Source organism: Peptoniphilus grossensis ph5 (assembly GCF_000311825.1).
Lineage (GTDB): Bacteria > Bacillota > Clostridia > Tissierellales > Peptoniphilaceae > Peptoniphilus_A > Peptoniphilus_A hominis.
In genome coordinates this window covers 656,876-678,878 of sequence record NZ_HE978566.1, presented here as the reverse complement: position 1 = coordinate 678,878, position 22,003 = coordinate 656,876, and the positions used below count along the sequence as shown (strand labels likewise).

21 protein-coding genes are annotated in these 22,003 nt (G+C 33.0%); 20 read left to right on the top strand and 1 reads right to left on the bottom strand.

Going from position 1 to position 22,003, the window contains the following annotated elements; translation table 11 throughout:
- Nucleotides 1-55: 55 nt before the first annotated feature.
- The 5 genes from HGPG_RS03105 to tsaD are packed head-to-tail and all read left to right on the top strand — an operon-like array spanning nt 56 to nt 3,095.
- The gene (locus HGPG_RS03105; RefSeq protein WP_019124599.1) at nt 56-589 is read left to right on the top strand and encodes a nitroreductase family protein; all 534 of its coding nucleotides are present in this window, start codon (nt 56-58) and stop codon (nt 587-589) included.
- The gene (gene tsaE, locus HGPG_RS03100; protein ID WP_019124598.1) at nt 573-1,031 is read left to right on the top strand and encodes a tRNA (adenosine(37)-N6)-threonylcarbamoyltransferase complex ATPase subunit type 1 TsaE; all 459 of its coding nucleotides are present in this window, start codon (nt 573-575) and stop codon (nt 1,029-1,031) included. Before HGPG_RS03105 ends, tsaE begins: the two co-directional genes overlap by 17 nt.
- Nucleotides 1,012-1,686, top strand: coding sequence for a tRNA (adenosine(37)-N6)-threonylcarbamoyltransferase complex dimerization subunit type 1 TsaB (gene tsaB, locus HGPG_RS03095; protein ID WP_019124597.1), 675 nt, complete (start codon nt 1,012-1,014; stop codon nt 1,684-1,686). The genes tsaE and tsaB overlap by 20 nt, the downstream gene beginning before the upstream one ends.
- Entirely contained in the window at nt 1,658-2,092 is a 435-nt protein-coding gene (rimI, locus tag HGPG_RS03090) for a ribosomal protein S18-alanine N-acetyltransferase (protein ID WP_019124596.1), read from the top strand. Before tsaB ends, rimI begins: the two co-directional genes overlap by 29 nt.
- 4 nt (nt 2,093-2,096) lie before the next feature.
- Complete coding sequence (gene tsaD / locus HGPG_RS03085) at nt 2,097-3,095, top strand: tRNA (adenosine(37)-N6)-threonylcarbamoyltransferase complex transferase subunit TsaD (protein ID WP_019124595.1); 999 nt, start codon at nt 2,097-2,099, stop codon at nt 3,093-3,095.
- A 36-nt stretch (nt 3,096-3,131) separates the two neighbouring features.
- Here the strand turns inward: tsaD and HGPG_RS03080 are convergent, their stop codons facing one another.
- Nucleotides 3,132-4,649 carry an oleate hydratase gene (locus HGPG_RS03080; RefSeq protein WP_019124594.1) on the bottom strand — a complete coding sequence of 506 codons (1,518 nt, stop codon included), beginning with the start codon at nt 4,647-4,649 and terminating at the stop codon, nt 3,132-3,134.
- A 98-nt stretch (nt 4,650-4,747) separates the two neighbouring features.
- Here HGPG_RS03080 and HGPG_RS03075 point away from each other — a divergent pair, with 98 nt between their 5' ends.
- From HGPG_RS03075 to HGPG_RS03005, 15 genes are all read left to right on the top strand, one after another.
- Nucleotides 4,748-7,639 carry an insulinase family protein gene (locus tag HGPG_RS03075; RefSeq protein WP_019124593.1) on the top strand — a complete coding sequence of 964 codons (2,892 nt, stop codon included), beginning with the start codon at nt 4,748-4,750 and terminating at the stop codon, nt 7,637-7,639.
- A gap of 11 nt (nt 7,640-7,650) precedes the next feature.
- Complete coding sequence (locus HGPG_RS03070; protein WP_019124592.1) at nt 7,651-8,430, top strand: inositol monophosphatase family protein; 780 nt, start codon at nt 7,651-7,653, stop codon at nt 8,428-8,430.
- A gap of 139 nt (nt 8,431-8,569) precedes the next feature.
- Nucleotides 8,570-9,487, top strand: coding sequence for a Ppx/GppA phosphatase family protein (locus HGPG_RS03065; protein WP_019124591.1), 918 nt, complete (start codon nt 8,570-8,572; stop codon nt 9,485-9,487).
- Nucleotides 9,465-11,609, top strand: coding sequence for a polyphosphate kinase 1 (ppk1, locus tag HGPG_RS03060; protein WP_019124590.1), 2,145 nt, complete (start codon nt 9,465-9,467; stop codon nt 11,607-11,609). Before HGPG_RS03065 ends, ppk1 begins: the two co-directional genes overlap by 23 nt.
- A gap of 399 nt (nt 11,610-12,008) precedes the next feature.
- Nucleotides 12,009-12,689, top strand: coding sequence for a phosphoribosylaminoimidazolesuccinocarboxamide synthase (locus HGPG_RS03055; RefSeq protein WP_019124589.1), 681 nt, complete (start codon nt 12,009-12,011; stop codon nt 12,687-12,689).
- 9 nt (nt 12,690-12,698) lie between these two features.
- Nucleotides 12,699-13,175: a 5-(carboxyamino)imidazole ribonucleotide mutase gene (gene purE, locus HGPG_RS03050; RefSeq protein ID WP_019124588.1), complete on the top strand. Its 477-nt coding sequence runs from the start codon at nt 12,699-12,701 to the stop codon at nt 13,173-13,175.
- Between the two features lie 11 nt (nt 13,176-13,186).
- Nucleotides 13,187-14,218: a phosphoribosylformylglycinamidine cyclo-ligase gene (gene purM, locus HGPG_RS03045; RefSeq protein ID WP_019124587.1), complete on the top strand. Its 1,032-nt coding sequence runs from the start codon at nt 13,187-13,189 to the stop codon at nt 14,216-14,218.
- Nucleotides 14,202-14,804: a phosphoribosylglycinamide formyltransferase gene (gene purN / locus HGPG_RS03040; RefSeq protein ID WP_019124586.1), complete on the top strand. Its 603-nt coding sequence runs from the start codon at nt 14,202-14,204 to the stop codon at nt 14,802-14,804. The genes purM and purN overlap by 17 nt, the downstream gene beginning before the upstream one ends.
- Before the next feature lies 1 nt (nt 14,805).
- Nucleotides 14,806-16,317 (top strand): bifunctional phosphoribosylaminoimidazolecarboxamide formyltransferase/IMP cyclohydrolase, encoded by a 1,512-nt coding sequence (purH, locus tag HGPG_RS03035; RefSeq protein ID WP_019124585.1) that lies wholly within the window; start codon nt 14,806-14,808, stop codon nt 16,315-16,317.
- Nucleotides 16,318-16,325: 8 nt separating this feature from the next.
- Complete coding sequence (purD, locus tag HGPG_RS03030; protein ID WP_019124584.1) at nt 16,326-17,570, top strand: phosphoribosylamine--glycine ligase; 1,245 nt, start codon at nt 16,326-16,328, stop codon at nt 17,568-17,570.
- Nucleotides 17,571-17,654: 84 nt separating this feature from the next.
- On the top strand, nt 17,655-18,332 hold the full coding sequence (locus HGPG_RS03025; protein WP_390621702.1) for a YoaK family protein: 678 nt from the start codon (nt 17,655-17,657) through the stop codon (nt 18,330-18,332).
- Nucleotides 18,333-18,672: 340 nt separating this feature from the next.
- Nucleotides 18,673-19,326 carry a GntR family transcriptional regulator gene (locus tag HGPG_RS03020; RefSeq protein ID WP_019124582.1) on the top strand — a complete coding sequence of 218 codons (654 nt, stop codon included), beginning with the start codon at nt 18,673-18,675 and terminating at the stop codon, nt 19,324-19,326.
- A gap of 152 nt (nt 19,327-19,478) precedes the next feature.
- On the top strand, nt 19,479-20,240 hold the full coding sequence (locus HGPG_RS03015; RefSeq protein WP_019124581.1) for a carbon-nitrogen family hydrolase: 762 nt from the start codon (nt 19,479-19,481) through the stop codon (nt 20,238-20,240).
- A 15-nt stretch (nt 20,241-20,255) separates the two neighbouring features.
- The gene (locus HGPG_RS03010; RefSeq protein WP_019124580.1) at nt 20,256-20,936 is read left to right on the top strand and encodes a DUF2848 family protein; all 681 of its coding nucleotides are present in this window, start codon (nt 20,256-20,258) and stop codon (nt 20,934-20,936) included.
- 31 nt (nt 20,937-20,967) lie between these two features.
- Nucleotides 20,968-21,996, top strand: a complete 1,029-nt coding sequence (locus HGPG_RS03005; RefSeq protein ID WP_019124579.1) for a TRAP transporter substrate-binding protein — start codon at nt 20,968-20,970, stop codon at nt 21,994-21,996.
- The last annotated feature ends 7 nt before the right edge of the window (nt 21,997-22,003 follow it).

Genomic DNA, 22,003 nt, shown 5'->3' with positions numbered 1-22,003 from the left:
TTGCAAAATTTTAAATTTGAAATTAACATGTGTTATAATGTTTTGAGGTGATAATATGCTTTTAGAATTAGTTGAAAAGAGAAGAAGTATAAGAAAATTTACTGACGAAAAAGTTTCTGAGGAAGACTTAAAGGAAATTTTAACTATTGCACTTCATGCCCCAACGGCAAAAAATAGAAATCCAGTGAGGTATATTGTAATTCGAGATAAAAAAAGGCTAGGAGAACTTTCTAACTTTAAGAAAAATTCGGCTAAGTTTCTTGCAAATGCAAATCTTGCCATTGCTGTCGTTACAGACACTGAAATTGCACCAAATACCAACCATCAAGATGCATCTATAGCTGCAACTTTTATTTTACTTGCCGCAGCTGACTTAGATCTTGGTGCAACTTGGGCAAATGTAGTTGATGCAAGACATGAATCTGGAATTTCTGCCCAAGAGTTCTTGCACAAATTTTTTGACTTAGAGGACAAGTTTGATGTGGAATGTATAATTGGCATAGGTCATCCCGCAGAAGAAAAGTCAGAAAAAGTTCCCTTTGAATATTCTGAAAATGTATTTGAGGATCTCAATGATAAAGTTAAATAATTTAGAAGAAACGGAAAAATTTGGAAGGCTTTTAGGAGAAAAACTAAGACCAGGAGATGTACTTTGCCTCAACGGTGACTTGGGAGCAGGAAAGACTACTCTAACGAAGAGCATTGCCCTTGGACTTGGCATTGATGACTATGTAACTAGTCCAACTTTTACCATAGTTAATGAATATTATGGCAAGACTAACCTCTATCACATTGACACCTATCGCCTTGACGACAAGGTTGATGTGGCTTATCTTGGTTTTGATGAATACTTTTATTCTGATGGAGTGACAATAGTGGAATGGGCAGAAAAAATTAAGGAGGCTCTTCCAGAGGAATATATTGAGATAAATATTTCATCAAGTGGAGACACTAGAGAGCTTGAAATTAATTTTATTGGCAATAGATTTGAAAGGCTGAAGGAGAAATTAAATGAAAGTTTTGGGAATTGACACTTCTACAAAGACAACGGCAATAGGACTTATTGAAGACGAGGAAGTCCTTTGCGATTACAATTTAACAGGTCGCGTGGCCCACTCTGAATCTGTAACAGATATGATTCATGAAATTTTTAAAAAATTTGAATTTAACCTAGAAGACATAGATTTAATTGCAGTGGGTCTAGGTCCAGGCTCTTTTACAGGTCTAAGAATTGGCATTACTATAGCCAAGGTCATGGCTTTTGCCCTTGATGTAGATGTAATTGGAGTTTCATCTCTTGTTGCAAATTCCATATCAGATTATGGCATTGTGTCAACAATAGTTGATGCAAGGCGTGGCAATGTCTATGCTTCAATAATAAAAAATGAGGACGAGCCAGAAGTTTTATTTGAAGATGAAATTTTATCCTTTGAAAAATTCAAAGATGAACTCAAAAAATACCAAGAAATAACTATTGCAGGGCTTGATGGAGATAAATTTATAGGAGAAATTAGTAATGGCAAATTGTCAAAAAATAAGGCAATGAGGGGCTCAAACATAGCAAGGCTTGGTCTGATAGATTACAAAAAGAATGGTCCCATGGACGCCTTTAATTTAGTTCCTAATTATTTGAAAATTTCTCAGGCAGAAGCACAATATGAAAAGAATAACGAGACTGGCAAATAAAAATGATGTAGATGGAATCTATGAAATCGAAGCAGCAAACTTCGACTTTCCTTGGTCAAAAAATGCCATAGAAAATTCCATTATCAATGATGACTTGCAGGACATAGTAATAACTGAAGTTGATGGGATCTTAGTAGGCTACATCAGCTACATGATAGTCTTCGATGAGATTCACATAGCAAATGTTGCTGTGAGAAGTGAATACAGGGGACAAAAAATTTCTCTTGACCTCTTTGATTTTTTGACAAAAAAAGCAGATGAGGAGAAATTAAAAATAACTTTAGAAGTTGCAGAGAAAAATAAAATTGCAATTAATTTATACAGAAAATATAATTTTAAAATATCAGGAATGAGAAAAAATTATTACGGCATTGACAGAGATGCCTATATAATGTGGAGGGAGTGATAAGATGAAAGTTTTGGCAGTGGAATCATCATGCGATGAAACTTCAGTTGCCGTAGTAGAAAATGGTCGCGAAGTTTATTCAAATGTAATTGCATCCCAAATTGACACTCACAAAAAATTTGGCGGAGTTGTGCCTGAAATTGCATCAAGACAACATGTTGAGGCTATAAATACAGTCTTAAAGGAAGGACTTGACCAGGCGGGCCTAAAGCTAGAAGATATAGATATTATTGCAGCTACAAAGGGACCAGGGCTTATTGGTGCACTTTTAGTTGGACTTAGTGCAGGGAAGGCTCTTGCACTTGCTACAGGCAAGCCCTTTGTTGGAGTTAACCACATAGTTGGTCATGTGTGTGCAAATTATATTTCCTTTAAGGATTTAGAGCCTCCTTTTATTGGCCTAATTATTTCTGGTGGTCACACTTATTTAATTGAAGTTAAGGACTATGTTGACTTTACTCTTCATGGAAGGACTGTCGACGATGCAGTGGGAGAAGCCTTTGACAAGGTTGCAAGGTCCCTCGGTCTTGCCTATCCAGGTGGACCACTAATTGATGCTCTTGCAAAAAAGGGAAAAGAGACAATTGAATTTCCAAGAGTAATGATTAAAGAGGACAATTACAATTTTTCCTTTAGTGGACTTAAGACAGCCGTTCTAAATTATTTAAACAGCACAAGGCTTCGTGGCGAAGAAATTGTAACAGAAGATGTGTGCAAGTCCTTCCAAGAGGCAGTAGTAGATGTCCTTCTTGAAAAATCCTTTAGACTTGCAAGGGAAAAGAATATGGATAAAATTGTTCTATGCGGCGGAGTTTCTGCCAATTCAAGAATTAGAGAAGCCTTTGAAGAAAGGGGAAGAGAAGAAAATATAAAAATTTTCTATCCTGAACTTAAACTTTGCACGGACAATGCAGCCATGATTGCATCAGCTGCCTATTACGAATACATGGCAGGAAAAGTTGATGAAGAAAATTTTGCAAATCCAAACTTAGGCTTAAAGTAAATTTGCTAAAAAATAAAAAGTGCATTTCTGCACTCTTTATAAATTATTTATAAATTTTAAAATTTCCATCTTAGAAAGATTATTTTCAATAACTTCTAAGTGGTCAATGCCCATGATGTCATGGGCATTTTTTATGCCCTCTTGCACTAGTTTTTCTACAGAATAAAGTTCTCCAAAGTCAGAATTTTTTGAAGAGATGAAAAATAAATTGCAAATTTTATTTACATTTCTCTTATAACTTTCTCCAGGGATTTTTTTGTAGTTTTCAAAAACTGAAATGCCTACATTTTTTAAATTAAATCTTAAATCTGCGTAATTTTCTTCCAAGTTAAAAAGCTTAATTAGTGCGAAGAAGAAGTCTTCACCATTTAATGCCTTAAAAGCATCACCTACGAAAATGGAATTTTTATTTGGATTTAAAATTTTTAAAATTACCTCATTGCCAACAATTTTTGCAGAGATGCCAGACTTTACTTTAAAGATGAAAAAATCATTATCTTGCAAATTTTTCTTTAACTTCTTTATAAAGGAGTCGTCAGAAAATTCTAAACTGACAAATAAAATTGATGAGTCTCTAGTCTTTCCCTCGATTTCCTTGTAAATATTTTGCGCAGAAAAATTATTTTTTGAAATATAGCTAGATAAAATTTTTTCAGGAATGTTAGTTGTGTTTCCCAGTGCCAAATTTGACAGATAAGTTGGAGATTCAATGGAAATAATGTCCTTTAAATCAGTTAAAACTTCTTCAATTTGCTCATTTTTTTCAAAAGTTAGTTTATCTACATAATTATCTTTAGCATTGAAGTCGATAAATTTATACTCATCATAAAAGTTTACGCCAAGCTCAATTAAATAGTCCCTTAAAAATTTATAGATTCTATCTGTATCCAGATCAAAATAAGATTCTGAGCCTATAAAATCTAATAAAGCTTCCTTTAATTCAAGGACAGGAGAAGTTGACTTCAAGTTGTAGATGCTAGCCAAGTAATAAAATAAATTTGAACTTAAAAAGTCAGTGAATAAAAAATATTGCTCAAGGGAAGTTTTATCATCTAAGTCCATGGGATAAAGCATTAGCTTGTATAATTTCTTTTTGCTTGCCTCGTCAACTTCTAAAACTTTAGAAAATTTATTTAAGGATAAGTCCAAAAGCATGGGCTTTTCTTTTTTTGCAATTTTTTCAGAGATTTTATTTAATTCTTCTTCATCTAAAATATTTTTCAACACTTCATAGGTGTTTTTAAAATTAAATTCTGAAAATCTATTGTCAAAGCTTGGGTAATTATTTTCGCCTTCCTTTATTTTTACAAATTCGTTAAAGTTCTTAGTGTAAATATTTATATTAAGTGGCGATAAATTTGCGTGATTTATAAGGGCGTAGGCAAGGGCTAAATTTCCAAAGCCGTCGCCAAGTAAGTAAGCTTTTGAGTTTTCGTCGCGATTAGGCATTAAGATTTTTACATCATCATCGGAGACTTTTTTTGCAGCAAAAATGGCAGCAGAAATTGTTGCAGCTGCAATAGCTAATTTTTTGATGTCATCTTTTCTTGACATAATCTCACCTCGATTTAATTTTACCCAATTTTTACAAGGCTTAATTCAATTTGTTAAATTGTTTTTTTACAAGTATAATAAGAACTGGAGGGATTAACTTGAAAAATTATAAATTAATCGAAGAAAAATATATAGACGAAGTTGCATCAAATTGCAAGGTCTATTCTCATATAAAAACTGGCGCAAAAGTGTTGACACTGGAAAATAATGACGACAACAAGGCCTTTGGCATAGGCTTTAGAACTCCACCTGAAAGGGGAAACGGAGTTTGCCATATTGTTGAGCACTGTGTACTTTCTGGCTCAAGAAAATTTAAAACCAAGGAGCCCTTTATGGATTTGATAAAGTCATCACTGCAAACTTTTTTAAATGCCATGACTTTTCCAGACAAGACAATTTATCCTGTGTCAAGTAGAAATGAAAAGGACTTTTATAACTTAATGGATGTCTATTTAGATGCAGTTTTTTATCCAAGCATCTATGAAGAAGAAAAAATATTTCTACAAGAAGGTTGGCATTACGATTTAAAAAGTGAAGATGACGAATTAAAATATAATGGCGTTGTCTACAACGAAATGAAGGGAGTTTATTCTTCATCAGAAAATATTGTATCTGATGCCATGATATTTAATCTTCACGAAAATTCATCCTATGGAGTGGACTCTGGTGGCGACCCAAAATTAATACCAAGCCTTTCCTACGAGGAATTTAAAAATTATCACAAAAAATATTATCATCCATCAAATTCTTACATCTACCTTTATGGAAATCAAAATATGGAAGAGGCACTTGATTTCATAGACAAAAATTATTTAGCTGACTTTGATAGACAAGAAATAAATTCAGAAATTATTTTAAATGATGAATTAAAGGTTACTAAGGATGTTGAAATTACTTTTTCTGCATCAAAGGAAGAGATGAAGGAAAAAATCGACTATCTTTCCAAGGGCTGGACTATTGGTTATGCTGATTCAAAGATGGATGTTTTCATGCGTGACCTTTTGGCTGAACTTTTAATTGATGCCCAAGCCGGACCACTTAAAAAGGCAATCCTTGAGGCAGGCCTTGCTGAAGATGTTTATTCAGAAACTTCATCTTCACTTCCGCTGGACCTTTCCCTTGTCCTAAAAAATACTGACGCAGATAAAAAAGATGAGTTTTTAAAAATTTTAGATGAAACCTTAAGAGACTTAGTGGAAAATAGTATTGACAGAGATCTTCTTGAAGCAACTTTAAATAAATTTGAATTTATCTTCAGAGAAGGCGGCGGCACACAAAAGGCAATAATTTACTATATAAGGGCCCTAAACTCATGGCTTTACGATCAGTCACCACTGGATGCCCTATATTACAACGATGTCCTATCTGAAGTTAAGGAAAAACTTGATGACAATTTCGTTGAAAATTACATCAAGGAAAAATTAATTGACAACAATTATTCTGTAAACTTATCTGCAAGACCTGAACTTGATAAAAATGAAAGAGAAGAAAAAGAATTAAGGGAAGAACTAAAGTCTTTAAAGGAAAAAATGACTAAGGAAGAAAGGGAAGAAGTCATTAAAAAAAGCCTTGAACTAGAAAAATATCAAAGCCAGGAAGACTCTCTTGAAGCAAAAGAAACTATTCCATCTCTTGAACTTTCTGACATTGACGAAAAAGTCACAGACTATGAATTGGAAGAAGATAAAATTGGAGATGTGCTTTACCTAAAGTCTAATCAAGAGACAAATGGCATTGTCTACACAACAATTTCTCACGATATTTCCTTTATTGAAAAAGATGAAATTGAAACAATGTCTCTTCTTCTATCCTTAATCGGACTAATTGACACGAAAAATTATTCTTACGAAAAATTAAATAACGAAATTTATAAGTCAACAGGTGGCATTAGCTTTAATCCAACTGTCTATGTTGACTCCAAGGACAAGGAAAAGTATTCTCTTAGAATGAACATCAAGATGAAATCTACTGCAGACAATGTAAAGAGGGGCCTTGAAATAGTTGAAGAAATTATGAATAATTCACTTCTCGATTCAAAAAAGAGAATTAAGGAACTTTTAAACATTTTGAAGTCAAGAGTTGAGTCCACTATGCTACAAAATGGACATCAATTTATAATTTCAATTTTAAAATCTTACTACTCAAGGGTGGCTGACCTCCAATCTCACCTAGGGGGACTTGATTATTATGACTTCATGAGAGATTTAGTGGAAAACTTTGAAGAAAGATGGGAAGAATTTGAAAGTGAATCAGAAAAAATTTATGAGAAATTATTTGTAAGAGATAATCTAATAATTTCAACAACGGGAAATATTTCTGACTTAAATAAAATTAAGGATGACTTAAAAAATTATATAGAAAAATTAGAAGTTAAGAATGTAAAGCCTTGCCCATATGAATTCTTAAGTGACAATAAAAATGAAGGGCTCTATACAACTTCCAATGTAGTCTATGTGTCAAAGGGCTACGACCTTGAAGAACTGGGCATAAAATACACAGGCGACCTTACAGTTCTTGCCAACATATTAAATTCATCCTACCTTCACAACGAAATAAGGGCAAAGGGTGGAGCCTACGGTGCAGGTATTACCATTGGAAGAAATGGCGACATGGCAACTTACTCCTACAGAGATCCAAATTTGAAAAATACTGTAGAAGTTTATGATAGCATTGGAAAATTTGTTGAGAATTTAAAAATGTCAGAGGTCGACTTAAAGGACTTTATAATCGGCTCAATGAATGCCTTTGACCCACTTCTATCACCAGAACAAATTGGAGATATAAATTTATCAAGATTTATAACTGGTCTCACAGCAGAAGATATAGAAAAATCTAAAAAAGAAGCCTTGGAAACTAAGGTAGAAAAATTAAATTCCTATGGAAAAATATTTAATGAAGCCATGAAGAAAAATTATCTAGCAGCCTTTGGCAGTGAAAGTATAATAAGAGTTGACGGAGACCTATTTAAGGAAATTAAATCTATTAAATAGTTGGAGGATTTATGCTAAATTATCCAAAAATATTAGAAAAAATTGAAAAATTAATGAAAGAGGCGGGAGAAATTTTCTTTGATCTTGATCCAAAAAATAATTTTGAAATGAAGGGTAGAAATGATTTCGTCACAGAAGTTGATTTTGAAGTGCAAGAATTTTTAGAAAAAAATCTTTTAAATTTAATTGAGGGCTCCAACCTCTTGGCAGAAGAAAAGGGCAAGCCCAGTGAAGACTTAAGGGACTACACTTGGGTCTTGGACCCCGTAGACGGCACGACAAATTTAGTTCACGGCTTTAACCACTCTGTCATAAGCCTTGCACTTTTAGTAAAATCAGAAATTGTTCTTGGAGCAATTTATGATCCCTTTAGAGATGAATTTTTCTCTGCAATTAAGGGTCAAGGTGCAAAACTAAATGGTGGTGAGATAAAAGTTTCTCCTGACAAAAATTTTTCAGACACCCTAATTGGAGCTGGCACTGGTGGAGGACGAGCTGGTCGTTCTGATGAGACCTTTGAAATGCTGACGTTTATCTTTGATAGGACCAATGGCATAAGAAGGCTTGGAACTGCTGCACTAGAGATGTGTTATGCAGCTTGTGGCAGGTACGATGCCTTTATAGATGATGCTCTTAATCTTTGGGACTATGCTGCTGGTAGCCTAATAGTTAGAGAGGCAGGGGGCATTGTCATAAATATGCATGGCGAAGAAGTCCACTGTGAAAGGCATGGCGGCATAATTTGTGGCAACAGACTGGCAGTTGAAGAATTGAAAAGATTTATATATTGAAGCACGGCTTATGCCGTGTTTTTTTACTTTTTAAAAGGCAATAAAGGGGATATAATTAAAATAAGAAAATTTACATATAATAAAGAATAATTTTACAAAAAATTTACAATTTTAGACTAAGATATTTGAGAGGGGATTTATGAGACACGCAATAGTAGATATAGGTTCAAATACAATAAGGCTTATTGTCTTTGATATTGAAGAAAATAGCAAAAATTTTAAAAAAGTTTTAAACAAGAAGTACACTGCAGGACTTATTACTTATGTGCATGATGGCGAGCTTTCAGGCAAGGGAATAAAAAAACTTATAAAGACTCTTGCCAGCATAAAAAATATTGTCCTTGAACTTAATGTGGACACTTTTTCGCCCTTTGCAACGGCTTCACTTAGAAATCTGGAAAACACTGAAGAAGTCCTAGAAGAAGTAAAAAGGGAACTTGACATTGACGTTGATGTCTTGGAGCAAGTTGACGAAGCCTTCCTAGGCAATGTGGGCATAAGAAGTGAAATAAGAGTAGATAGGGGAGTTACTATTGATATTGGTGGTGCCAGTACAGAAATAGTTTATTTCGAAGTAGATGGACCTCAAGAGTTTATCAACTTAAAGACAGGTTCACTTCTTCTTTTTGGAGAAAATGTATCAAGAATTTTACCAAAGAAAAGTGAAATTCGTTCAATTGAAAAGGCTGTAATTCGAGAAATTAATTCCTCACATTTTTCTGCTAAATCAAACAAATTAATAGGAATTGGTGGAACTATAAGGACAACTGGTAAGGTAATTGCAGATTTGTGGTCTTCAGATGAAGAACATTTTACTCTAAAGGATATCTACAAGCTCCTTGATCTAATTAATGATAGGAACACTGAGACTATTAGGTCCATTATTAGGATTAATCCTGCCAGAATTCACACCTTAGTACCTGGCATCATTATTTTAAAAACTGTAATGGAAAAACTTGGAATTAATGAAATCCAAGTTTCTGACAATGGTCTTAGAGAAGGTTATTTAATTTATAAAGTATTGGAAGGTAATAATGAAATCTTATTTTCAAAATAGAGAGCTGTCCTGGCTCAGATTTAACGAGAGAGTTTTATTAGAAGCAACTGAAGAAAGGGTACCAGACCTTGAAAAATTAAAATTCGTCAGCATTTTTGTTTCAAATTTAGATGAATTTTTCATGGTGAGGGTGGGCTCTCTTCACGATCTCTCTTCTCTAAAAAAAGAAGTTAAAGACAACAAAACTGGCATGAGTGCGGAAGAACAAATCAATGCAATTTTAAATGCCTTGCCAGAAATGTACAGAGAAAAAGATGAAATTTTTAAAAATGTAAGCGAAAGTTTAGAAAAGTCCAACATCAAAAAGTTAAAATACAGTGATTTAAATATAGAGCAAAAAAAGTTTGTGGAAGATTTTTACATGAAGAGAATTGACCAATTGGTCTCTCCTCAAATTGTTGACTTGAATCATCCCTTTCCTTTTTTAGAAAACACTAAGTTATATGCCTTTGCCCATCTTGAAAAGAACAAAGAAAAGGTCTTTGGAATAGTTCCTGTAAGGAATACTTATCCAAAATACTTACTTCTTCCAGGTGAAAATGTAGAATATATTTTGATGGAAGAAATTATTTTAAATCAAATTGATCAAATTTTTAAAGAATATAAAATTTTATCAAAGAACATTATTAAGGTGACTAGAAATACTGACTTTGTCGATGACAGAGACACTTGGGAAGAGTTTGACGACTACACTGAATACATGAAGAGCATATTGAAAAAGAGAAAGAGGCTTAATGTAGTAAGACTTGAATCAGAAGGCAAGCTTTCCAAGCAGGCTCTCAGCTTTTTGTTAGAAAAAATTGAACTGACTGAAGATGCTTATTTCCCTCTTGAGTCACCTCTCAATATGAAATATGTTTTTAGCTTAATTGATGAAATCCCACAGGCAATAAAGAGCAAGCTCTTGTATAAAGATCTGATTCAATATAATCCTGCTGACTTTACAAGAAGTGTAATTGAAGATGTAAGAAACAAGGACAGGATTTTGTCCTATCCTTATGAAAGTATGGATACCTTTTTAAGTCTGTTAAAGGAAGCAGCCAATGATCCAGACTGTAAATCCATAAAAATTACAATTTATAGGCTTGCGAAAAATTCCAAAGTTGTTAGATATTTGACAGAAGCGGCACAAAATGGAAAGGAAGTAACAGTTTTTGTAGAATTAAAGGCAAGGTTTGATGAAGAATCAAATATAAATTATGCCAATATCCTTTATGAAGAAGGCTGCAACATTATTTATGGCTTTAACAAGTATAAGATGCACTCAAAAATTTGCCTAATCACCTTTAGAAATCCTAAGACAGAAAATTTGAATTACATCACTCAAATTGGCACAGGAAATTATAACGAGTCAACTGCAAAACAATACACAGACTTTTCACTAATGACTGCAAGCCCAGAAATTGGTCTTGATGCCACAGACTTTTTCAAAAACATGTCCATAGGAAACCTAGACGGCAAGTATATGCACCTCTTGCAGTCCCCAACTACATTAAAAACTGGCTTAATGCATCATGTGGAAAGCGAAATTGCAAAAGGGGAAGATGGATACATCCTTTGCAAATTTAATTCCCTAACTGACAAGGACTTCATCGAAAAATTTATCGAAGCTTCACAAAAAGGAGTAAAGGTGGATTTAATAATCAGGGGAATTTCTTGTCTACTTCCTGACATAAAAGGTCAAAGCGAAAACATAAGGATAAGATCAATCGTTGGAAGGTTCTTGGAACATCCTAGGGTATATGTCTTTGGAAAAGAAAATCCAGTGATGTATATATCTTCTGCAGACTTGATGACTAGAAATACAGAGAACAGAGTAGAAATAGCTACGCCAATTCTAGATTCAGAAATAAAAGAAAGAATTTTAAAATATTTGCAAGTCCAAATGGAGGACAATGTTGGAGCAAGAATGATGAACAGCAGCGGCGAATATGAAAAAATAAAAGATGATGGCGAAAAAATTTCTTCTCAAAGATACTTTGTAGAGGAAGCAGAAGAAAAGAACTTTGCTTCTAAGTCCAAAGTAGAAAAAATAATTGTAGAGAGTGGAAAAGTAGAAGATAAGGAAAGTGAAAAGAGGGAATCTTTCTTCGGAAAACTATTAAAAATCTTTAAAAAATAATATTATTTTACTCTCGGTGATTCTGGGAGTATTTTTAATTCCAAAAGCTGTTAAAAATTTTAGGAAAATCTAAAAGAAAAATTTTTACTGAGTCTTTACTCAAAATTTTTATCAAATATACACTTTTTCATTAAAATTAAGGCAATCCTATTTGTTACATCCACAGGTGTGACCAGCTTAACAAGTTTTGAAAAACTATTGACAATTAAAAATTAAATTGTTAATATCTAAGTGGCTCATATTTTGAGTGAAAGTGTGCCTAGGGATCCGGGCTTTGCCAAGGACCGAGCGGTACGGATACTTTTTTTAAGTATCACACCTTAGGGAAAAAAGCCCAGAGGGGTAGGTTTTACAAAAATCTGCCTCTTTGGGCTTTATTTTATTTTACTGGAGGAAATTATGAAGACTATTTACCAAGGAAAAACTAAGAATGTTTTAGAAGAAGATGGAAGATGTTATCTACAATTTAAGGATGATATGACAGGAACTGACGGAGTTTTTGATACTGGTGGAAACCAAGTAGCTGGTAGTATTGAAGGTGCAGGAAAAGAGTGTTTAAAAGTTACTAAATACTTCTTCGAAAAAATTAACGAAGCTGGAATTAATACTCACTACATTTCTGCAGATGTTGATAATAATTTAATGGAAGTAAAAAGAGCAAAGGTTTTTGGTAAAGGTCTTGAAGTTATTACAAGATTCAAAGCTGTAGGTTCTTTCTACAGAAGATATGGTCTTTATGTTGAAGAAGGTCAAGAACTTCCTGAATATACTGAAATAACTTTAAAGGACGATGGAAGAGACGATCCTCTAATTACAAAGGAAGGTCTTGTTGTTCTAGGCATTCTAAAGGCTGAAGAATATGACAAGATTGTTGAAATGAATAAAAAAATCGCTAATGTTGTTAAAGATATTTTAGCTGAAAGTGGACTTGATCTTTACGATATCAAATTTGAATATGGTAGACTTGAGGGTTCTGACGAAATCGTACTAATTGACGAAGTAAGTGGTGGAAACATGAGAGCATATAAAGATGGCAAATATGTAGAACCACTTGAAGTTTCAAAATATTTAAACATTTAAGGAGTAAAAATGAGAGTATCAATTATAATGGGTTCAATTTCTGACAGAGAAATTGCAGATAAGATTGTTGCAAAATTAATGGAATTTGGAATTGAGTATGACGCCAAAGTAATTTCTGCTCACAGAGCCTTAAATCAGTTGCAAGATTATGTTAAAAATGCTGAAGATGAAAGCCAAGTTTTCATCTCAATTGCAGGCAAGGCTGCTCACCTTGGTGGTGTAATCGCAGCTCTTACTACTAGACCAGTTATCGGAGTTCCTGTTAAGAGTTCTACTCTTGACGGACTTGATGCACTTCTTTCCACTGTTCAAATGCCAAGCGGCGTACCAGTTGCCACAGTTGCAATAAATGGTGGAGAAAATGCTGCAATTTTAGCAGCAGAAATTTTAGCTATTTCCGATGATAATTTAAAGGAAAAGTTAAAGAAATTTAGATCTGATATGTCAGAAAAAATTGCAAACACCGATTATGTTTACGAAGGATAAAAGGAGCGGAGATGGCAATTAATTATAAAGATGCTGGCGTAGATGTTGATGCCGGTCAAAGAGAAGTTGAATTAATTAAAAGTATTGTTGCAAAAACTCAGTCAAAGGATGTTTTATCATCCCTTGGCGGTTTTTCAGGTCTTTTCAATTTAGATTTAAGTGAAATTAAAAATCCAGTTCTTGTTAGTGGAACTGATGGAGTTGGTACAAAAGTTATTTTGGCTCACAAGCTTAATAAGCACGACACAATTGGTATAGACTGTGTGGCTATGTGTGTAAATGATATTTTATGTCAAGGGGCAAGGCCACTTTTCTTCTTGGACTACATTGCTACAGGCAAATTAGTTCCTGAAAAAATGGAAGAAATTGTAAAGGGTGTTGCTGAAGGTTGTATTCAGTCTTCTGCTTCTCTTATTGGTGGAGAAACTGCAGAAATGCCAGGAGTTTATCAAGAAGACCAATATGACCTTGCAGGTTTTGCAGTTGGAGTAGTTGATAGAGATAAAATTATTGATGGCTCAGGCATTAAAGAAGGAGACCTTATTTTTGGACTTTCTTCTAATGGAATTCACTCCAATGGTTATTCCCTAGTGAGAAAAATTGTATTTGACCACTGCAAATTTGATTTAAACGAAAAGTTTGATGAACTTGACTCAACACTTGGTGAAGAACTATTAAAACCAACTAGAATTTATGTAAAGGAAATTCTTGGACTACTAAAAGTTGTTGATATCAAGGGCATGAGCCATATAACTGGCGGCGGTTTTTACGAAAACATTCCAAGAATGATACCAGATGGACTTTGTGCAAAAGTGGACGCATCTGTTGTAGAAACTCCAGAAATTTTTAAACTTCTAAAGAAGTGGGCAGATCTTAAAGATAAAGATATGTATTCTACTTTTAACATGGGAGTTGGACTTACTTTTGTTGTAAAAGAAGATGATAGAGATAAGGTCCTTGATTTCTTTAAAGATAGCGACTTAAAGCTTTATGAACTTGGAAAAGTTGTAGCTGGAGAAGATAAAATTGAACTTAGCTTCTAAAAATATTGCAGTTTTAATTTCAGGTGGTGGCACAAATCTTCAAGCCATCATTGACAATACAAAAAATAATTATATCAATGGAAATATAAAAATTGTCATTTCTAATAGAGAAGATGCTTATGGACTTACTCGTGCAAAGAATGCAGGCATAAAGGCTGTAGTAATAAAGGACGACGAAAAACTTATAAGCACTTTATCTGAAAATAAAATTGACTTAATTGTTCTGGCAGGATATTTAAAAATCTTGCCAGAAAAAATTACTAAAATTTATGAAAATAAAATAATAAATATTCACCCATCACTAATCCCTGCCTTTTGTGGTAGGGGTTATTATGGATTAAAAGTCCATGAGGCCGTCATCAAAAAAGGTGTAAAATACACTGGTGCCACTACTCATTTTGTAAATGAAGGCGCAGATGAAGGTCCTATTATCATGCAAAGAATTACTGAAGTGGGAGAGGAAACTCCTGAAGAACTTCAAGCAAAGGTCTTAAAGATTGAGCATGAAATTTTGCCCCTTTCTGTAAAATATTTTTGCGAAGATAAGTTAAAAGTTGTTAATGGAAAAGTTGTGATCGGAGGTTAGTATGAGAGCACTTATTTCAGTTTTTGACAAAGAAGGAATTGTTGAATTTGCAAAGGAACTTGCAAATAGAAATTGGGAAATCATTTCTACTGGCGGAACTTTCAAAAAGTTAAAAGATGCAGGAATTGATGTTATATCTGTGGATTCTGTCACGGGTTTTCCAGAAATTTTAGATGGAAGAGTTAAAACACTTAATCCAAAAATTCACGGCGGAATCTTAGCTAGACGCGACATAAAAGAACACATGGAAACTTTAAAAGATGAAGAAATTATGCCAATTGATATGGTTGTGAATAATCTCTATCCTTTTGAAGAAAAGCTACTTGAAAAGGCTGACCACGAAACTATGATTGAAAACATAGATATTGGTGGTCCATCTATGATTAGGGCTGCTGCCAAAAATTATAGAGATGTCTTTATTGTAACTGATCCAAGTGATTATGAAGGTGTACTTAATAATTTAGAGGGAGATAATTTAGAGTTTAAAGAACATCTTGCAAAGAAAGCCTTTAACTACACTGCTCACTATGATGCTGTAATTTCAAATTATTTCTTAAAGAGACTTCCTGAAGAATTTCCTAAATATATTAACAAGAGCTACAAACTTTCTGAAGAATTGAGATATGGCGAAAACCCACATCAAAAGGCAGCTTTTTATGAAGATTCTTACACACCAGATAAGGTTGAATATAAGGTTCTTCACGGCAAACAAATTTCCTACAACAACTTAAACGATATGTATTCTGCCCTCAATGCAGTCATTAATTTTGAAAAGCCAGCTGCAGTTGCAGTTAAGCACACTGACCCATGTGGAATTGGTACAGGGGAAAGTCTTGAAGAAGCCTTCCTTAAGGCTTATGAATGTGACGACGAATCAATATTTGGTGGCATCATTGCCCTTAATAGGGAAGTTGATGGAAAAACTGCAGAACACCTTTCAAAGATTTTCCTTGAAATTGTTGTTGGACCAAGTTTTTCTAAGGAAGCCTTTGAAATTTTGACTCAAAAGAAAAATATAAGGATTGTAGAAATTCCTGAATTCCAAAGACTTTATGAAGGTGGAAAGAGATTTAAACAAGTTTTAAACGGAATTATAATCCAAGATTCAGACGATATAGTTTGGGAAGAGGAAAAACTTTCCTTTGTATCAAATAGAAAGCCAAGTGAAAATGAACTTGAGGAATTAAAATTTGCCTTTACTTGTTGCAAGACAACCTTCTCAAATTCAGTTGTCATTGCAAAAAATGGCGGAACTCTTGCCCTTGGTCAAGGTGAAACAAAGAGAGCTTGGGCTGTAGAAGAGGCAATTGATAGGGCTGGAGAAAAGGCAAGTGGAGCAGTTCTTGCATCTGATGGATTTTTCTTTAGAGATACAATTGAACTTCTTTATAAGGCAGGCATTGATGTAATAGTTCAGCCGGGCGGCTCTGTAAAGGATCAAGAAGTTATTGATTATGCAAATGAGCATGATATTTGTCTTGTCTTTACTAATATAAGACATTTTAGACACTAGGAGGACAAATGAAGGTACTTGTAATTGGAAATGGCGGAAGAGAACACGCACTTGCATGGAAACTTAGTGAAAGTAAAAGCGTTGATAAAATATTCATGGCGAGGGGAAATGGCGGCACAGAAGATTTTTGCGAAAATCTCGACCTTGACCCCAAGGACATTGATGGACTATTAAAGTTTGCTGATGAAGAAAAAATTGATTTAACAGTAGTTGGTCCAGAAGATCCACTTTGTATGGGAATAGTAGATGCCTTTAAGGAAAAGGGATTAAAAGTTTTTGGACCAAACAAAGCCTGTGCAAGATTTGAAAAGTCAAAGGAATTTACAAAGAAATTTTTGGAAAAATATTCTATTCCAACTGCAAAATACAAAAGTTTTGAAAATTATGATGAGGCTCTGGAAGGCTTAAGTGAATTTTCTTATCCACTTGTTGTAAAAGCTGACGGACTTTGCCTAGGTAAGGGCGTAATAATTTGTCAAAACTTAGAGGAAGCAAGGGATGCTCTTCATAAAATATTTAAAGATAGAATTTTTGGCGACGAAGGAAGTACTGTTGTCATTGAAGAATTTTTGACAGGGGAAGAAGCTTCTGTACTTTGCCTTGTATCAGATAACAAATTATTTCCACTAGAAAGAGCCAAGGACCACAAGCAAATTTTTGATGGCGACAAGGGTCCAAACACTGGCGGAGTAGGAACTTATTCACCAGTATCTGCAAGTCCTGAACTAGAAAAAAACCTTCAAGTAATTTATAGGCAAATAGAAGATGGACTAGATGAAGAAAAATTAACTTACTCAGGAATTTTATTTATAGGCTTTATGATTGAAGAAGACAAGCCAAAAGTTTTGGAATTTAATGTGCGCTTTGGCGATCCAGAGACAGAAGTCCTAATGCCAAGACTTGACTGTGACTTATTTGAACTTTTAAATAAGACAATTGATGGAAAATTAAAAAAAGAAGACATCAAGTGGAAGGACGAAACTTGCCTAACAGTTATAATGTGTTCAGGGGGCTATCCAGGTTCCTATGAAAAGGGCAAAGAAATTTCTGGACTTGATGATGTAGACGAAGACATAATAGTTTTCCACAATGGAACAAAAAAATCTGATGCCCTCTACACTAATGGCGGCAGAGTCTTATCAGTGACAGCTTTAGGCAAAAACTTAGAGGAAGCTCGCAAGAAGGCTTACGCAAATGTAGCAAAAATAAATTTTGATGGAGCCTACTTTAGAAGAGACATTGGCACGAAATAAAATAAAAATATTTAAGATGCTGTGATAGAAATTCATAGCATCTTTTATATTGCAGAAAAAAATTTTTGTATTAAACTATAAGAGGTGATTAATTTGAAAATAAAAACCTATGAAAATTTGCACGAAACCTTTTTAGTTTTATTTTTTATAACAATTGCAGGTGGCTTTCAAGATGCTTACTCCTACTTAATGAGGGGGAAGGTCTTCGCCAATGCACAGACGGGAAACATTGTACTTCTCTTCAAGAATATTGTTGACTTAAATTTTAAGGCATCAATTTCATATTTAATACCTGTCATAGCTTTTGCCTTTGGCGTATATGTTGCAGTTCGTTTTGAATATGCTATCGAAAAGAAAATTCTTCATTGGCGCCAATACATAGTTGCCTTTGAAATAATTATTATGGTTATTGTTGCGCTTATTCCAGAAAATTTAAACAATCTTGCCAATGCTCTGCTCTCTTTTTCCTGTGCCATGCAAGTTTATTCCTTTAAGAAAATTTATGGACTTAACTTTGCAACTACTATGTGTATTGGAAATCTTAGAAGCGCCACAGAAAATCTTTCCAAGTACCATATAACAAGAGAAAGAGAATACCTTGAAAAATCAAAAAAATATTATACAGTAATTTTAATTTTTGGCATGGGAGCAGCTCTTGGCTACATTACATCAGATTTATTTGGAATAAAATCAATACTAATTGCAGCAGCCTTCCTTACAATTTCTTTTATAATTTTATTTTTTGAAGAGAGAGGCAAATAAGTCTATAATAAATTATAAGATTATTAAGTTTTTTAATATAATAATATGTTGTATAATAATACGTGATTTCATAGAACAAAATGCCCTAAGTTTATAAGTAATTAATATGAAATATTTGTAATTAAAAATACATTTTTTTAATATTTTTGAGATCTGATTTTTTAATTTAAAAATCCTGAAAAAATTTTACCGATATCAAAAATAGAATTATAATTAATTTTTATATTTACGAAGCATAATTTAAAAAACATACAAGATATCTTCAAGGCTTTAGTTTGAAGTCTTTTGTTTGAAGTCTTTTGTTATTCGGTTAAATTAAATGAAATAGGAGTTGATAAGATTGCTTAAAGTAAAAAGCTATAAAATTGCTGCTTACGAAGAAATAAAAGAAAAAATAATAAGTGGGGAATTCGAACCTGGAAAATCTTTAAATGAGAGGACATTATCCGAAGAGTTTGGAATTAGTAGAACGCCAATAAGAGAAGCTTTGATGAAACTATCTTATGAGGGTTGGATTATTAATGAGCCTTATAAGCCGAATGTTGTTAGAAATTTTGATTTAAAAACTATTCTTGAAGCACAGAAAGTTAGGGCATCTTTAGAATTATTGGCTATTGAGGAATCATTTAATAAAATAAACATTGATGATATAAGAGAAATAGAATTAATAACTATAGATACTGAATCTGCAAAAACACAAAATGAATTTATTTATGCTGATAGGAGATTCCATGAATATATTTATAATAAAAGTGGGAATGAAATATTGAAAGCTACGATGAGAAATTTAAATGATATTATTAGATATTTTGGATTAGTATCCATAGATAACCCCGGACGAACTAAGGAAACTGTTGATGAGCATACTAAAATAATTGATGCTTTAAAAATGAATAATAAAGAAGAAGCAATTAGATCAATGAAAAACCATATGATTCAAACAGAAAAATCGATAGTTAGAAGATTTGAAAGAAAAAATAAAAAAAATCAATAAAGAACTTGTATTAAAAGCTCAGTATTAAAGATTATACTGAGCTTTTAAATTATATAAAAAATTTAAAATTCTGATTAGATACTATTGACAAATGTTTTCTTTATTGATAATCTTAGTATATGGTATACCAAATACATAATAAGGAGGCATTTATGAAAATTAGTTTAGTTCAATGTGAACTTATAATGGGTGATGTTGATACAAACTTCAAAAACATTGAAGACAAAATAAGGGAATCCATGGTTGATAACCCAGATGTCATAGTTTTGCCAGAGATGTGGAATACTTCATTTATACCAACAAATGTGAATGAGATAAGTGATAGTGAAGGAAAAAGGTCAAGAGAACTATTATCTAAGTTATCAAAAGACTTAAGCGTAAATATTGTAGGTGGTTCTGTATCTAATACCTTAAATGGGGAGCTATATAATACATCTTATATTTTTGATCGTAATGGAAATGAAATAGCCAAGTATAATAAAGTACATTTATTTTCTCCTTCAGGAGAAGACCAGTTGTTTGAAAAAGGTAATCAACTTGTAACTTTTGAATTAGATGGCATAAAGTGTGGAATGGTAATTTGTTATGATATTAGATTTTTAGAATGGATAAGAAAATATGCACTAGAAGATATTCAAGTATTATTTAATTCAGCAGCTTGGCCAGCAAAAAGATCAATGCATTGGGATGTCTTAAACAGAGCAAGAGCTATTGAAAACCAAATGTTTGTCGTATGTGTTAACAGCGTAGGTGATTTTGGCGGTCATAGTGCAATAATTGATCCATGGGGAGAATATATTATTGAACCATTTGAATCAGATGAAATTAAAACTGGAGAATTAGACTTTTCTGTAATTAAAGAAATAAGAGAGAGCATAAATGTCTTTAGAGATAGACGTCCAGAATTATATTAACGAGGTGATCTATATATGAAAACGTTAAGTTTTATTTTAAACAATAAACAAATAGATTTTGATTTTGATAAAGTTTATGTTATTGGATACGCAGGAAGAGATATGGAAAAAACACAAGAACATATTGATGAGTTAGAGAGAGAACTGGGTGTAGCACCCCCAAAAAGAATCCCAACAATTTTTGAAGTATCTAAAGAAATTGTAACTCAGGATTCTGACCTAAAATTTGTTGGTGAACAAACTTCTGGAGAAGCAGAATATGTTATTTTATTAAAAAATGGAAAAACCTATATAACAATCGGGTCAGACCATACAGATAGAGGGTTAGAGAGTGTTAGCATTTTTAAATCAAAACAGGTGTGTTTAAAACCAATAGCAAATACTATATGGGATTATGATGAAATAAAAGATCATTGGGATTCTATCAAGCTAATGTCAAATCAAATTGTTAATGGAAAAGAAATAAATTATCAAAATGATACATTGGCATCAATTTTACCTGTTGAAAAAATATTAGAAGAATTAAAAGATAGGGTTGGGGATATTAATAACTCAATTATTTATTCTGGTACTGTTCCATTATTAGGTGGATTTGAATATGGAAATAAATTTATTTCTAAAATGGTAGATGAAAAACTAGGTAGAACAATAAATTTAAATTATGAAGTAAATGTAATACTAGAAGAAGAGAGATAATCGAAATTAAATCTAAATTAAGGAGAATATCATGAAAAAATTTAAAAAAATATTTACAAGTATTTTAGTCGTTTTATTAATATCTATAACATTAACAGCTTGTAGTTCAAAAAAAGAAACCAACACGGCTAATAGTTCAACATCTGGAAAAATACAAATTAAACTAGGATGTGTGGGAAATGAACAACACCAATCTACTATTGCAGCAGATTTATTTAAAAAATATTTAGAAGAATCATCTGATGATTTTGAAGTTAGTGTATATCCTAATGCTCAATTGGGCGGAGAAAGGGAAATGGCAGAAGGTACTAAATTAGGAACTATTCAAATGACAATAGTTACTTCTGATGGAACGTTACCAGCATGGGTTCCTGAAATCCAAGTACTGTCAATACCTTACCTATTTGAAAATCAAGAAAAAGCGTATAAAGCATTAGACGGAATTATTTCTGAAAAATTAAACCCTAAATTTGAAGAAGCTGGATTTAAACATTTAGCTTTTGGAGAATTAGGTTTTAGACATTTTACTAATTCAAAAAAAGAAATAAAGACTGTAGAAGACATGAAAGGTTTATCTTTCAGAGTACAAGAAGCACCAGTTTGGTTTGCTTTACTAGATAGTTTAAATGCTTCAGCTGTTCCAGTTTCATTCAATGAGCTCTATACAGCTCTACAACAAGGAATGGTTGATGGACAAGAAAATCCAATAGCTACAGTAGCAACACAAAAATTTTATGAAGTGCAAAAATATTTATCTTTAGATGGACACACTTATGCTGCAGTAAGTATGGTTATGAATAAAGACTTTTTTGACAAACTATCACCTGAACAACAAGAAGCAGTACAAAATGCAGCAAATAAAGCTGCTGAAGAACAAAGAAAAGTAGTCTCTGAACATGAAGAAGAATATTTAGAAGAATTGAAGAATAATGGAATGGTAATAACTGAAGTTGATAAAAATTCATTTGTTGAAGCAACTAAAGATATATACACTAAACCAGATGTAGCACAATTAGTAAGTCCTGAATTTGTTGATGAAGTTAGGGATTACATTAAATAACATTGGA